Here is a 15579-nt window from a genome sequence, read left to right as displayed (position 1 = left end):
GGTAATACTATTTTTTAATTGAGCACTATTATTCTTAAAAAAATGCCTTACCTCTTTCTTTTTATCCATTTATACAATTCAAACCACAACACAGAAGCTGCTGCAATTAAAAACGCAATGCCCAATTCCTGAATGTTTAATCCGGTAACGTGAAAGAAATCGGCAAAAATAGGGATATACAATATCGCAAGAAGCAGCACCAAAGTGGCACCGATAATGATTGGGAATAAGTTGTTTTTGTATTTGAAACTGTCAAAAACACTGTACACAAACGAACGGTTAACCAGGCTTAGCAGGATATTGGCGAAAATCAAGGTCGTGAAAACCATCGCTCTGGTGGTTACTTCATCGCCTCCGTTTTGTACGGTTAACTGGTATGCGAACAGTACACCTGCCGTAATGAGTAAGCCTTGAATAATGCTGATGCTTAATTCCTTCCAGTTCAGAAAAGTTTCGGTCATTTTCCGGGGTTTTCGTTGCATTGTGTCTTTTTCCATCGGTTCGTTTTCATAGACAATGGAACAAGTAGGACCCATTATCAGCTCCAGGAAAATAACGTGAACAGGCGTGAAAATATGCGGATAAATCCAGCCCAGGAACAAAGGCAAAGAAACTGTTAGAATAATCGGAATATGAATGGAGATAATATACTGAATGGCTTTTTTGATATTGGCATAAATACGCCTGCCTGCGGCAATTCCTGTGATGAGTTTGTCCAAATCATCATTGGTAATCACTAATGAAGCTGCTGCTTTCGCTATTTCCGTTCCTTTGCTTCCCATTGCTACACCAATATGAGCGGCTTTCAGTGCAGGAGCATCGTTCACACCATCACCCAGCATCGCCACGACTTCGCCGTCTTTTTTGAACGCATTGACCATCGCTAATTTTGCTTCGGGAAACATCCGAGTGAATAAAGTTGTTTTCTTTGAAAGTTCAATCAATTCCGTTTCGGTGTGATGGATCATTTCTGCTCCGTTTACGGCCGGAGTTTCATTGATAATTCCCGCTTGCTGGGCAATCGCATTAGTGGTGTCGGCATTGTCGCCTGTAATCACCTTTACTTTAATTCCGGCATCGTATATTTTTTGGAAAACTTGCTGAATGTTTTTCTTTGGTGGGTCGTAAAACACGGTAAATCCTAAGAATTCAAAGTTGAAATCCCATTGTTTTTCGGGGAAATCTTTTCCTTCAAAATTTGACCTGGCTACACCCAATACCCGATAGCCTTGTTTGCCAAAATCGCTGATATGCTGGCGCATTTTTTCTTTTTCGCCGTCTGAGAGATTGGATACGGCAAGTATGGCTTCGGGAGCACCTTTGGCGGCAATAATTCTTTCGCCCTGGTCATTTTCAAAAAGATGCGTCATCATCGGTGGTTTTCCTTCCAGGGGATATTCGTGTATCATTTGGAAGTTCTTCCGTTGGTCATCAGCTTGAGTTTGTTCATAAACCTGATGCAGCGTTTTCTCCATCGGATCAAACGGAACAGGTTCACTACTCCACATCGCAAACGCAATGAGTTCTGAAAGCTCGGGTGAGTTAAAATCAGCTTCGTCAAAAATATTATTGGATTTATAATCGAACAAAGCTTTCAAGTGCATTGAGTTTTCGGTAATGGTGCCAGTCTTGTCTGCGCAGATCACCGTGGTACTCCCCAATGTTTCTACTACACTGCTTCGCTTGATGATAATTCCTTCTCGCATCAGTTTCCAGGCTCCCAATGCCATAAAAGTGGTAAAAGCCACAGGGATTTCTTCCGGCAAAATGGACATCGCCAAAGTCAGTCCAACCAATAAACTTTCAATAATATCTCTTGATTGCCAAAAACTGTATGCCCAAACTAATAAAAAAACAACAATGCCGATGATTGCCATCCATTTGACAAATTTTGTAATCTGAATTTGTAAGGGAGATTGCTCTCCTTTGATGTTCTGAATGGATTGTCCGATTTTTCCCAGCTTGGTTTCCGCACCGATTTTTTCCACTTTAAAAACCGCCAGTCCAGAAACGGTCAACGAACCGCTATATACTTTCCGGTCTTCGGTTTCCTGACTTTTGAACACCGAAAAGCTTTCCCCTGTTAGCGATGCTTCATTGACCGAAAAATCATTGCTGTGCACAATCTCACCATCCGCATTGATCATCTTTCCTTCTTCGGTAATGCACAAGTCGCCCACGGCAATTTCGTGGGTAGGGATTCGTATTACTTTTGAATTTCGGATAACGGTACTGAGCGGTTCGTTCAGTTTTTCCAAGGCTTCCAATGCCTTTTTACTACGATTGTCCTGATAGAACGAAATACCCGAAACGGCTATAATCGCTCCCAACATAAAAATTGCTTCGGAATAATTGCCCACAATCACATAAATAATCGCCACGGCAATGAGCAAAAGCAACATCGGCTCTTTCAGGATGTCCAATAGCATCGTGTACCAGGCACTTTTCTTCACGTTATCTGCCTGATTGAAGCCGAAATCGTTTCGAGAGATTTTCAAATCTTCTTCCGAAAGTCCGGTCAGGTGTTTGGGAATGTTATAGGGTGTCATAAAACTATATTTTAATTATATTAGATGTAATAAATAGCCCGTCAAAGACCCCAGAAGTATGATAACGACGGAGCTTATTTTTCGGAAGCCAAAGGTTAGAAAAAGGCTGATGATTGCAATGGATATCGTCCGCCAGTCGGTTATTACTTCTCTTCCCATAATGATGCAGACCGAAATAATGAGTGCTACCGAAGCAATATTTACTGCATCTAAAAAGGAAGAGAAACGTGTTGATTTTCGTAAAAATTTCAAAATTGGATTCAATAATGCGACGAAAATAAAAGAAGGCAAAAAGACAGCAAATGTTGAGATAATTGCACCCCAAATTCCATTGATTTGATAACCAATAAATGTAACCGAAGACGTAACGGGGCCGGGCGTAAACTGCCCCACGGCAATGGCATCAATCAGTTCTTGGCGACTTAAAATACCTGTGGTCACGAGTTCAGAATCTAAAAATGCAAACAACACATAACCACTTCCGTACAAAACTGCTCCTATCTTTAGGAAAATCCAAAACAGTTTGAGGTTGGTAACAGAAATTGTGGTCATTAAGGGAATGGACAAGAACGGAATCGGGAAAAAACTGTTGAGTGTATGCTTCTCTTTAAGTGATTTATAAAGCATAAATAGTAAACCGAAACCAAACATTAATAAGATTTCATTTTGCACAAAAAATGAAAAAATTAAAACCAATAATCCAACAATAGCCAACTCTTTAGATTTTACAGATTGCTTGCCTAATGGATAGACTGCTGCCAAAATAATGGCAATAATTGCGGGTTTGATACCATAAACAAATGGTTCGACTTGAGGAAGTTGTCCATATATTTTGTACAAATAAGCAAAAATCCCCGTGATAAGTACGGCAGGAAGAATAAAAAGACTTCCGGCAACAAGCATTCCCTTCCAGCCGCCTTTTTCTTTACCAATATGTATGGCGAGTTCAGTACTGTTGGGACCAGGAATTAAATTTGTAGCTCCCATCAAATCAAGAAATTGCTGCTCGGATAACCAATTTCTTTTCACTACAACTTCCTCCCGCATCATAGCAGTATGACCAGCAGGACCACCAAATGCCGTAAATCCCAGTTTCAGAAAAAGTCGGGCAATTTCTTTGATGTTGTTATGTTCGCTCACTAATGAAATCTTTGCGTTAAAATTATTGGTTATTACGGTTCATAATCATTTAATTAATATATATTTTTCCAAAATATATAAGGTCGATAGGTTATATTATTGTAAAGTATTTTGGCTTATCAATATCAAAATTTTTCTTTAATCCCCACCAATCATTTTTGAGGTGACTCCTTTTTTACTGGATAATTCAGCAATGACAATTCCCACAAAATGCAATAGAATAAAAATAGGAAACCAATAAACACCCCATTTATGGACAGCTTCAATATTTTCTTTCCATTGTGGAAAAAATCCTTGTCTGATACAAATACCCGTAACGGCAGAAATGAATACAAAAAGATAAAAATACACATAAGTAAAACCCTGTAACCGTTCTTTAAGCGGTATTTTGATTTGAAACGGATTTGGAAAACGAATGCCTTTTGCCAACATATAAATTATTCTTGCAAGGAATGAAAATATCATAATGTGTGCAAATACTTCGTGCCATTGCCACATAGGCTCAAGAATGCTTTTAGCAATTTCCATTGACTGTTCTTTGGCTAATAAATCTGTTTTACTTTCGATGATACCGATTATATGTTTTTTATTCATCCAGTTCATACGAAGAAAACCGGTGAGAAATAACACAAGCATTGCAAAAGCCATTATCCAATGCAATATTCTATGAGTTACAGTAAACTCTTTCTTAATAATTGTTTTCATTGTTTTAAAATGTTTTAATAATTGTAAGTCCAACAGCTTTGGATTGATAGAAAGGAACAACAGACAATGCTTCACTTTCTTCTTTCGACGAAAACCATTTCGATGTGAGAGGAAACAGCCAATAGGCAATCTCGGTGGACAAGATACCAATACCTGCCCCCGCAACAATATCACCGACCCAATGCTTATCGTTGAATATCCTGTATATTCCTGTCATAGCTGCCAGAGGATACCCTGATATGCTAAGCCAGAAATTACTGTCCTTATATTCCCTGAACATAAAATGGGCTGATGAGAAAGCCGTAGCCGTATGTCCGGAAGGAAAAGAAAAATTATTGGAACCATCGGGGCGTTCTTCGCCTACGAATTGTTTTGTGGGCAATACCAATGCTGCAGAGATTAATTGAGACGTAGCATAGATAATGGTTCTATCTTTAAAATTATGTTTTCCTTTAACTCCGGCAAGATTAAGTCCATATACCGCTGCTGCCGGAGCATATTGCATATAATTGTCTATGGTTGCTCCGGCAATGATATGTTCCCGTGTTTCGTAGCGTGTGGACTGGTTCAATGACTTTAAATCATCAGACATCAAACTCAATGCTCCGTATGAAATCAAAACAGAAGGAACGATCAGTTTCTTTGCCGAAAATTTATACGCTTTATCTTCAATGCTTAATGTGTCTTTGCCTACTGTTTGAGCTTTTAAGCTCAACGCATACAAGAAAGTAATCAATAACAATATAGGTTTCATCTTAATCTTCTGCTTTATTTTTCAGTGCCATTAAGAGTGTGTAAGCATTTTTGACCACGATATTTTCATTATCAAACTGCTCGGCATTGATGATTTCGACAAGATTATTTTCAGCATTTCCGGTTTGCACTTCTTTCATTTCAAAAGTTTGTTTTCCTTTCTCCACAAAAACATAGTGTTTGTTTTCAAACCGAACAATCGCCTCTTCAGGAAGCACATTAGCGTTATGGGCAGAAACCTCTATTTCGGCATTCATAAACATTCCTGGAAGTAAATTTTTATCGTACTGCTCAAACTGGCAATGTACTTCAGCAGCATTCTGACCGGAGATGTTTTTGCTGATGAGAATGACTTCCAAAGGATATTTTGTCTGCGGATGGTTGTTGGAGTATGCCAACAATTTTTGCCCCACATCAAGTTTATTGATGTCTTTTTCAAAAACGGTCAATTTCAAATGAATGTCATTAGGGTTTACCAACTCAAAGAGTATATCACTTGGGTTTACATATTTCCCAATATTAACGTTTACTTCCGATACAAAACCCGATATCGGTGAATAAATATTAATGCTTTTTGAAATGGTACCGGTACGTATTCTTTGCGGATTTAAGCCTATCAATTTCAGTTTTTCTTCCAGCGATTTCAATAAAACCAACTGCGTTTGATAATTCGTTCTTGCTTGCTCAAACACTTTATCGCTCGTGGCTTTGCTTTGGTTCAGCTCTTTCTGGCGGTTGTACTCGCTTTCTGTTAAACTCAACTGGGCTTTTGTGGTTAAATAATCCTGTTGCAACTGTATATACTGTATGTCTTCCATTACTGCCAATGGGTCCCCTTTGCGGATGTGCATTCCGGGCAGTAATTTTGTTGATTTCAGATAACCACCCAACGGAACACTAACCGAAACCAAACTTTGTGGCGGTACATCAATCTTTCCGTTTAATCTGAGTACTGAAGAAATATTGGACGTGAAAATCTTAGCTGTTTCAATTGCCGCATTTTTGTACTGTTCATCCGTAAGCGTAAGGGTGTTTTCCTGCGTTGGCTGCTCATTTTCTGCATCGCTCTGTTTGTTGTCATTTCCGCAGGAAGTGAGTAACAGTGCTATATTTATGATTAAAATTATATTTTTCATTTTTCCGGGATTTTATTGATTGTTGTAAAAATTAAGTTCAGCAAGAGCAGTATTCAGATTTTTTACCGCTTCGATATAATCACTTTGAATGCCGATCGCCTGATTGATTGAAAGCACCCATTCCAAATAATTGATGTCACCGTTCAGAAATTGCTTTTCGGCTGTTTCAGTAATGGTTGCTGCGTTTTTCAAGGCTGTGCTTTCAAAATAACGAACCATTTCTTCAAATTTTTGATATTCCATAAAAGCAGAATGATACGCATTTTCAAAGTTTTTCAACTTCCATTCGTATTCATTGGCAGCGATATTTTCATTGATTTTTGCTGCATTGATTTTTGCTTTTTGACTACCCGTAAAAACTGGAATACCCAAGCGAATTTGTATCGAATGGAACTGCGGTGTACTATTGTATAATTTATCGTCCGGTCCCATTCCACGCATTCCCATCAGGTTGTATCCAAAAGAAAGGTCAGGCAATAATTTTGATTGCTCTGATTTGGTAACAGCATTGGCTATCTGTTGTTGCTGTTTCAAAAACTGTATTTCAGGATGCGAAGTCAATAAAGAACTGTCATTTTCTAAAAATGGAATACCTAAATCAGCATCTTCCATTGGAACAAAATCTTTTTCCGTATTCAGCAAAAGTTGAAACTGCAACTGCACAATCTCCCAGTCTTTTTCCAACTGCAACAGTTGCAAGGCCATTTGTCCACGCTGGTTTTCGGCAGTTGTTTTTTCCAGAACATTACTTTCTCCGGCTTTAAAACGAAGGGTAGCTTTGTTCAAAAATTCTGCAAACAGCGTATCGGTTTTTTGCAACAGCTCTCTTTTGTGATGCAGGTAAACCAGCGTATAGAAAACCTGTGAAACCTGCTTTTTGAGTTGTGCTTCCTGAACGTCAGTGTTCAACAGGCTACTTTTCCACTCCTCGGTCAGCAATTCTTTTTGTCGTTTATAAACAGTTGGAAAGTTGATCGTTTGGGAAATCCCAAACCGGGTATCGTTATAAATACCATTGATTTGTCCGTATTCACCAAAAACATCCGTTACCGGAATTGCTGTTCCCGATTTTATCAGTTTTTGATGGTATTCATTTCTCAAGCGTTCTGTTTTGACCGAAAGATTATTGGCCAAAGCCGTGTCAATCGCTTGTTGTAGCGTGATGGGTGTTTGAGCGTTCATTTCCTGAAAAGAAAAAGCAAAAAGTACCACAAGCATCGCAACCAGTTTTTTATTGACAGCTATTTTTCTGTGCGTAAGCATATACATAATGGGTAAAACAAATAAAGTTAAAAAAGTGGCAATCAATAAACCGCCAATCACTACAGTCGCTAATGGTCTTTGCACCTCAGCACCTTCGCCTGTGCTGAGTGCCATAGGCAAAAATCCAAGTGAAGCAACCGATGCGGTCATTAATACGGGACGCAAACGGGTTTTGGTTCCCATAATCACGATGCGTTTCAGATTTGTATAACCTCGCTTTGTCAGTCGGTTAAACTCTGCCATCAATACAATTCCGTTGAGCACCGCCACACCAAACAAAGCGATAAAACCAATGCCGGCACTGACACTGAATGAAATATCCCTGATTGCTAACGCAAAAATTCCCCCAATGGCCGAAAGTGGAATTGTGCTGTATATGAGCAAGCCTTGTTTCACCGAACCAAAGGCAAAATACAGCAACAGAAAAATAAGTGCCAAAGCAAGCGGAACGGCAACATATAGTCGGTCTTTTGCCGCTTCTAAATTCTCAAAAGCTCCGCCATAGGTGATGTAATACCCCGGAGGCAGTTTTATTTGTTCTTCCACCTTTTTCTGCAATTCACTTACTGTGCTTTGAATATCTCTGCCCCGAACATTAAACCCTACAATAATTCTTCGTTGCGAATTATCCCGTTGGATTTGATTGGGTCCCTCCACAATATCCACGTTGGCAACAGTATTCAACGGAATTTGTGCCCCTTGTGGGGTAGTAATCAATAGTTGCCGGACATCTTCTAAATTTTTCCGTTTTTCGCCCGCCAAACGCACCACCAAATCAAAACGTCTTTCGCCTTCGTAAACCATTCCGCTGCTTTCTCCGGCAAAAGCGGCATTAACCACCCGGTTAATATCGCTGATGTTCAAACCGTATTGTGCAATAGCAGAACGATTGTATTCAATCACTATTTGGGGTATTCCGGTTACGGATTCTACATAAACCGCCTCACTGCCTTCTACTGAATTACTTAATCTCCCCAATTGAGCTGCATAAGTTGCCAGTGTATCCAAATCCTCACCAAAGATTTTCACCACCACATCCTGCCTCGCTCCGGACATCAGTTCGTTAAAACGCATATTCACAGGATATTGAAAACCGAAGGAAACGCCCGGCAAGGCTTCCAGAGCTGCGGACATTTTAGCTTCCAGTTCGGTATAGGTTTTAGCGGAAGTCCATTCTTTGCGTGGTTTCAGAATAATCATCATATCCGATGCGTCCACCGCCATCGGATCGGTTGGTACTTCACTGCTTCCTGTTTTTCCGACTACTTTTTCCACTTCCGGGAATTTTTCGAGGATAATTTTAGATGCTTTTGAGACCGCTTCAACCGAAGTATTCAGATTACTACCCGGCAAAACCCGGGTGTCCACTGCAAAATCGCCCTCGGGCAATGCCGGTATAAATTCTCCTCCTAATCTTGTGAATATGAAAACGGCAACCGCAAACAATCCTAAAACAGTTGCCAAAACCATTTTTTGACGACGTAATATTTTGGTCAGGTATTTTTGATAAAAACGTTCCAAACGGTTCATCATCCTATCCGAAAATGTGGGTTTGTGCGAGATTTTTTTGCTCAAAACCAGGGAACTCATCATCGGAATATAGGTGAGGGAAAGCAGAAAAGCACCTAACAAAGCAAAAACTACGGTCTGTGCCATCGGCATAAACATTTTTCCTTCAATGCCCCGCAGGGTAAAAATGGGCAGATAAACGATCAGGATGATAATCTGTCCGAAAACAGCTGCGTTCATCATTCCCGATGCAGAAGTTTTCACCTCTTCGTCCATTTCGGACTGTGTAAGTTTATTGACATTTTTAAATACTTTACTGTGGGATAGCTTGTGTAAAACCGCTTCCACGATAATCACAGCTCCATCCACAATCAATCCGAAATCCAAGGCTCCCAAGCTCATAAGGTTACCACTCACACCAAAGGTGTTCATCAGGATTATCGCAAACAACATAGATAACGGTATTACCGAAGCTACGAGCAATCCTGCCCTGAAATTGCCCAGGAACAGTACCAACACAAAAACCACGATCAAAGCCCCCTCCAGCAGGTTAGTGGTTACGGTACTGATGGAATTGTTTACCATTTTGGTACGGTCCAGAAAAGCATCAATCATAACACCTTCGGGCAGTGTTTTCTCGATCTGGGTAATGCGTTCTTTGATGTTTTTGATGACTTCGTTGCTGTTTTCGCCTTTCAGCATCATCACTACCGCTCCAGATACTTCCTGCTCGCCATTATATGTCATTGCTCCGTATCGTGGAGCACTTCCCAGACGAACTTCGCCTACATCACGAATTAATAATGGCATTCCGTTGGGCAGATTTTTAACGACGATATTCCGAATATCTTCCATACCGCCGACTAATCCTTCGCTGCGGATAAATAAAATGGTAGGACCTTTTTCTATATAAGAGCCACCCGTATTTTGGTTGTTGGTTTCCAAAGCAGTGAATACATCGCCAATGGTAATATTGTATGCCATCAGTTTTTCGGGAATGACCGCTACTTCGTATTGCTTGAGGTATCCGCCAAAACTGCTCACTTCGGCTACGCCTTTTACATCCAACAATTGCCTCCGGACAATCCAGTCCTGAATGGTTCGTAATTCCATCACATTGTATTGGTCTTCGTAACCTTTTTTCGGGCGAACGGTGTATTGATAAATTTCGCCCAATCCTGTGGTAACGGGTGCTAAGACAGGTGTCCCAACACCTTTGGGGATTTGCTCCTGAGCCTGTTGCAATCGTTCAGAAACCTGTTGTCTTGCCCAGTAAATGTCGATATCATCTTCAAAAACAATCGTTACCACGGACAATCCAAAGCGTGAAAAACTGCGGAGTTCTATCAGTCCCGGAATGTTGTTGTTGACCTGTTCGATAGGGAAAGTAATGAGGCGTTCCACATCGGGAGCACCCAATGCAGGAGCTACCGTAATCACCTGCACTTGGTTGTTTGTTATATCGGGGACGGCATCAATTGGAAGCTTTCTAACTTCGTAAATTCCATAACCAATAAGGGCAAGTACAAACAGCCCTATGATGAGTTTGTTCTTTATTGAAAACTCAATGATTTTATTCAGCATAATTCATTTAATTAATCGTTTTGAGAAATGTACAATTGCGACAGGCATAGTAAAAAGCCTATCGTTCATTCAAAAAATGATTAACTAAAGCGTGGCGGTTGCCAGATGCTGTTCAGATATGTGTTTGAATAGTTTTGCTGGCTGTAAGCAGGTAATTTTACAACTGTCACAACTAAAGTGTTGTGAGAAATCACAATAGAAGGCGATGCAGCAATGAAAACAACCGACGAGAAGTGGCCATCAATAGCCTTAAACGGCAGTTGGTCGTGGTGGTTGTGGTTTTCCCGATGGTCGTGATTGATCCCTCCCGTATAATGCTGCACTAAAAATTTGAAGATGGTAACGTCTTTATCTTCATTGGTATGTTCCAAATAATGTTGTACAAGCATTGGCAATTTCAGTAGCTCTCCGAATGCCGTATTTGCACTCAGAAAGGTAAAAAGAAAAAATATTGCCAATAATCTTTTCATACTACAAAGGTATGTATTTATTTAAACGTGTTGATTGACAGCTCATAGGTTATGTTGATTTTATGAAAATTTATATTTGGTCTAATTAAAGTGCTGATGTGAATATTGAAATTAACAAACAAAATCATTTGATATTTAAAATTCCGCTCAGGTCTGTTTTCCCATTTTTACCTGATAATAAAGTAAAAATCGTTACATACCAGCAACGTCTTTAAAGAGCATTTCGGTGCGTAACGATTTTTTTAGCTGTTAATGATGGTGACCGCTTTGGTGTGATAATACTGTCTCCAATGCCTCTAAAGTATGGGTGTAATCAACATAAGCAGCTACATAAGCTCTTCCTTCGGTAACGGAATTGTCTTTTACTTTTTCCAATTTCATTACTTTATCATACTTCTCTTGGACTACTGTTTTAATGTGTTTGTCCAGCGCTGTGAGTAAACGCTTTACATCTTTATTGGCAATCGAATTATCAGCCATTTGTACGATTGGAGCAGTGGAACCTGCCGGTTTTAAGCCGGTATATGGTGCACCTTCGGTTTCCCGGTGATACCGGACGAGGGTTTCCAAAAAATGCTTTTCTACGATGCTGTAAATTTTCGCATCGCCGTTTTTCAAATCAATTGTTTTACCAAAAAGTTGTTTTATCTCCGTTTCGTGTTCGGGCGCTATCCACTTCATTACATAGGTTACATCTTTCATTTCCAAAGCTTTATATGCATCCTGAATTACCGGACCGTCATAAGAATCACAGTGCGCAAATGCAGTTGCCGAGAAGGTCATCATAACACCCAGCAAAAGGGCTATTTTTCCCAGTCTCATTTTAAATTTTTTCATTGTTTTCATATCTATTAATTTTAAATGTTATTGAATGATTTATTTGTACAAAGTTAGAGTTTAACCGAGTTTATATAAAGTACATTGGTTGACACTATTGGTATAGAAGTCGGAAGCTGTCTTTTCTTAAACCTATACAGTCAGTTGCGTTTCAGTATGTTCCTTTTGTTTTTTGGCGTTAAAATTCAGCCATTTAAACCATACCTGATACTTCGGAAATCCTACCAAGCGAACGGCGTTGAGAATGACCAGTATCACGCTTATTTCGTGGATCAACATCCCTGAAGCCAGATGAATTTTATCTGTCAAAACTCCCACCAACAACAGCGCAACAGTGATCAAAGCAAAGTAAGTGTTCTGCTTCATATTGCGGATGGTGGCTTTGGCGAGTTTGATGGCATACGGCAGTTTATCCAATTTATCCGACATCAAAATAATATCTGCTGTTTCCATTGTTACATCGGTTCCTGTTCCACCCATTGCAATTCCAACATCTGCGGGGGCAATTGCGGGGGCATCGTTAATTCCATCACCAATCATCGCCACATTTCGTCCTGAGGTTTTTAGTTCAGTAACTTTACTCACTTTGTCTTCGGGGAGTAATTCCGCATAAACCTTGTCGATTCCCAATTGATGGGCTACTTTTTGGGCAACCAATTCATTATCACCAGTGAGCATCATTAAGTCGTTGATTCCGGCTTTTCGCAATTGATCCATAGTTGCAGGAGCTTCTTCCCGAACCTGATCGGCAATAGAAATAATCCCAATTACTTCCTTGTCTCTGGCAATGAAAACCGAAGTGTTTCCATTTTTTTGTTGTTGAAGCATATATTCATTTGCTTCAATGTCAATGGCAATTCCGAGTTTTTCTGCACCTGATTTATTTCCGACATAAATCTGCTGGCCGTTTAACATTGCCCGCAGACCGTGACCTTTCATAATTTCCACGTCTGAAGGATTATGAACTAATTTAAGTCCTTTTTCTTCGGCTTTTTTGACGATGGTTTTACCGAGATGGTGTTCAGAAGTAACTTCCACTTCAGCTGTTAATTGCAATAATTCATCAGCTGAAATTCCATAGGCTTTAATATCTGTTACCTCGGGTTTTCCTTTTGTAAGTGTTCCTGTTTTATCAAATACAAGGGTGTTTACTTTGGCAAGATTTTCCATTTTATCTCCACCTTTGATAAGGATTCCATTTTTGGCACCATTCCCGATTCCGGCAACAATGGACACCGGTACTGAAATAACCAGAGCACCTGGACAAGCGATTACCAAAAAGGTTAATGCCAAGTGAACATTCAGCGTGATGAGGCCAACTATCACCGAGAGAATAATAATTCCCGGGGTGTAATAAGCGGCAAATCGCTCCATAAATTTTTGCGTTTTGGCTTTGGTTTCTTGTGCTTCTTCCACCAATTCGATGATTTTAGCAAAAGTCGTGTCGTCGCCCACTTTTTCAGCGAGGATTTCCAAATATCCGTTGTCCGAAACCGTACTGCTAAACACCTGATCGCCTTTGGTTTTATTTACAGGAACCGATTCACCAGTAATAGCTGCTTGGTTAATTAAAGACTGTCCCGTAATCACTTTTCCGTCCACGGGAATTCTTCCTCCGGGTTGTACAATGACGTGATCGCCTATTTGCACTTCCTCCGCAGGGATGGTGATGCGTTCGCCGTTTTTTAAAATTGTAGCTTCAAGCGGCGCCATATCCATCAGCGATTTTAAGGAGGCTCTTGTTCTTTGTAAGGTACGTCCTTCTAGGTAGTGACCAAACAAAAACAGAAACGAAACGACTGCGGCTTCTGTGTATTCACCGATAATCATTGCACCAACCACGGCGATCGTTACCAGCAAATCAATGCTGAAAGCTTTCATTCGAAGTGCTTGAAAAGCCTTTATTGCAATGGGAACTCCCGCAAGAATCGCGGCAACAATCAAAATGATGTCTTGTGCAAGGCTTCCGGGGGTTAATAGGTACACGGCCAAAGCCGCCAACAGCAATCCGCCAGAAACCAGGGTTAATATATTTCTAGTTTTTGTGTTTATATTCATTGCTACTATAAATTATGATAAAACAGGATATCCCAGTTTCTCTATTATTGCAGAGATTTCTTCAGGATTGGTTTCTTCCTCGTTATAGGTTATTTTCACTTTACTTGAGTTAAACATTACCTTCGCTTCATCCACTCCGGTTTGTTTATTAAGTACCCCTTCAATTTTGTTGATACAACTCGGGCAGGTAAGGGTTTCTAATTGAATTCTTATTGTTTTCATCTTTTTTTTTATTTTAATGATTAATACTTCTTTTTTGTTCAATACAAAGATAGGAACAGACTCAGCCTTTTGGAAGAGCTGAAAGTAGGGGGTAATGGTATAAAAGTCGGATTTTGAGAATTTCCTAAGCCTCTCTGTATTCCTTCGGACTTACGCCCGCGTGTTTTTTGAAGAATTTGCCAAAATGGGATGGATCAGAAAAATTGAGGTCGTAAGCAATCTGAGCGATGCTTTGTTTATGGTTTTGCAAGCGGACTTTAGCTTCTAATAAAACCATCTCATTGATCCAGGCACCGGCAGTTTTACCGCTGACTTCTTTGATGAGCGTTGAGAAATATTTAGGCGTCAAGTGCAATTTATCCGCATAAAACGACACTTCTCTTTCTTCTATAAAATGTTCAGACAGCAGACTTTTAAATTGCGTGAGGATATGCGCATTTTTATCCGTTTCCTGATCGGTATCCGGATTTTGTTTTTGGTGCGCATCATCAATTTCATTGAGAATAATATAAATCAAACTTCTGATAATTGCCGAAGTATGGGGTGCGCTTTCACTTGATTTTTGATGAATTAATTCAAAATAAGATTTAAACTGACCAAAAAGTGCATCATCCAATTTAATTACTTGTTCGCCCGTTTTTTCAAAGAAATCAAATTTATCTAAATAAGTAATATCCGTTTGTCCTTCCAAAAAAACTTCTTTCCGAAAGAACAAAATCTGTGCATCATAGGCTGACCCGAGATCTGTAAATTTCCGAATCGCCGAAGGTGCAAGGGTAAAGATGGCAGGAGCTTTGGTTTTATGCACGAACAAATCAGATTCCAGTTGTAATTCGCCTTCACTCAGCAGACAAATAGCATAAGCCGATGTTCGGTGAGCATCTTCAGAAGCACAGGCATTGCTGAGATGCGACATATAAAACCACTTGTCTGAACGCAGGTGTCTTGCCTCCAGCTTTGTATATTCGATATAAGGGATTGGCTTCATAAAGTTGACTTTTAAAACTCATATCACAATAAAGATTGAAAATAAACATTAAACATTTTTAAAAAACTCAAACTTGATGTCTTTGGGCATAAAATGAATCCCTTTATAATCCTTTACTGCTTTGATTTGGTGCTTGATAAGTGGTGGAATAACCACCGCCTCACCCGGTTTTAGCAAAAGTTCTTCGTCATTCATTCGCAGGATGCATTCTCCTTCATAAATAAAAAGAATGGATTCTAAATTGGCGTGATGAAGTGGCATTACTTCGTTGGCATTGGCTTGCATTTGCTTGGCTGCAAAGTCAGTACCTGTCGCCAAAACGCTTACCGTTGGGATGATAATTTTTTCCATAATTTATTTTTAAT

Annotated in this window: 12 protein-coding genes; all 12 read right to left on the bottom strand. The window is 39.8% G+C overall.

The window, feature by feature from the left end:
* Nucleotides 1-47: 47 nt before the first annotated feature.
* The 12 genes from BM375_RS13280 to BM375_RS13225 all read right to left on the bottom strand — a co-directional run bounded on the left by BM375_RS13280 (nucleotide 48) and on the right by BM375_RS13225 (nucleotide 15565).
* Nucleotides 48-2549, bottom strand: a complete 2502-nt coding sequence (locus BM375_RS13280; protein WP_093366751.1) for a cation-translocating P-type ATPase — start codon at nucleotides 2547-2549, stop codon at nucleotides 48-50.
* Nucleotides 2550-2564: 15 nt separating this feature from the next.
* Nucleotides 2565-3689: a chromate efflux transporter gene (chrA, locus tag BM375_RS13275; protein ID WP_093366750.1), complete on the bottom strand. Its 1125-nt coding sequence runs from the start codon at nucleotides 3687-3689 to the stop codon at nucleotides 2565-2567.
* Between the two features lie 138 nt (nucleotides 3690-3827).
* Nucleotides 3828-4394, bottom strand: a complete 567-nt coding sequence (locus tag BM375_RS13270) for a cytochrome b/b6 domain-containing protein (protein ID WP_093366748.1) — start codon at nucleotides 4392-4394, stop codon at nucleotides 3828-3830.
* 4 nt (nucleotides 4395-4398) lie between these two features.
* Nucleotides 4399-5148: a phosphatase PAP2 family protein gene (locus BM375_RS13265; protein WP_093366747.1), complete on the bottom strand. Its 750-nt coding sequence runs from the start codon at nucleotides 5146-5148 to the stop codon at nucleotides 4399-4401.
* 1 nt (nucleotide 5149) lies between these two features.
* Nucleotides 5150-6283: an efflux RND transporter periplasmic adaptor subunit gene (locus tag BM375_RS13260; RefSeq protein WP_093366746.1), complete on the bottom strand. Its 1134-nt coding sequence runs from the start codon at nucleotides 6281-6283 to the stop codon at nucleotides 5150-5152.
* Nucleotides 6284-6295: 12 nt separating this feature from the next.
* Nucleotides 6296-10639: a CusA/CzcA family heavy metal efflux RND transporter gene (locus BM375_RS13255; protein ID WP_093366744.1), complete on the bottom strand. Its 4344-nt coding sequence runs from the start codon at nucleotides 10637-10639 to the stop codon at nucleotides 6296-6298.
* A gap of 80 nt (nucleotides 10640-10719) precedes the next feature.
* A complete protein-coding gene (locus tag BM375_RS13250; RefSeq protein ID WP_093366743.1) occupies nucleotides 10720-11109 on the bottom strand; it encodes a hypothetical protein in 390 nt (129 codons plus the stop codon).
* Nucleotides 11110-11358: 249 nt separating this feature from the next.
* Nucleotides 11359-11946, bottom strand: a complete 588-nt coding sequence (locus BM375_RS13245; protein ID WP_212611682.1) for a DUF6448 family protein — start codon at nucleotides 11944-11946, stop codon at nucleotides 11359-11361.
* 132 nt (nucleotides 11947-12078) lie between these two features.
* A complete protein-coding gene (locus tag BM375_RS13240) occupies nucleotides 12079-14004 on the bottom strand; it encodes a heavy metal translocating P-type ATPase (protein ID WP_093366740.1) in 1926 nt (641 codons plus the stop codon).
* 12 nt (nucleotides 14005-14016) lie between these two features.
* Complete coding sequence (locus BM375_RS13235) at nucleotides 14017-14226, bottom strand: heavy-metal-associated domain-containing protein (RefSeq protein ID WP_093366831.1); 210 nt, start codon at nucleotides 14224-14226, stop codon at nucleotides 14017-14019.
* A 124-nt stretch (nucleotides 14227-14350) separates the two neighbouring features.
* On the bottom strand, nucleotides 14351-15214 hold the full coding sequence (locus BM375_RS13230) for a helix-turn-helix domain-containing protein (RefSeq protein WP_093366739.1): 864 nt from the start codon (nucleotides 15212-15214) through the stop codon (nucleotides 14351-14353).
* A 48-nt stretch (nucleotides 15215-15262) separates the two neighbouring features.
* Nucleotides 15263-15565 (bottom strand): cupin domain-containing protein, encoded by a 303-nt coding sequence (locus BM375_RS13225; RefSeq protein WP_093366737.1) that lies wholly within the window; start codon nucleotides 15563-15565, stop codon nucleotides 15263-15265.
* Nucleotides 15566-15579 lie beyond the last annotated feature (14 nt).

The sequence above is a fragment of the Sphingobacterium wenxiniae genome (genome assembly GCF_900116225.1).
GTDB classification, from domain to species: Bacteria; Bacteroidota; Bacteroidia; order Sphingobacteriales; family Sphingobacteriaceae; genus Sphingobacterium; species Sphingobacterium wenxiniae.
Note: the sequence above shows the minus strand (reverse complement) of the source record. Positions and strands in the feature narration are given on the sequence as shown.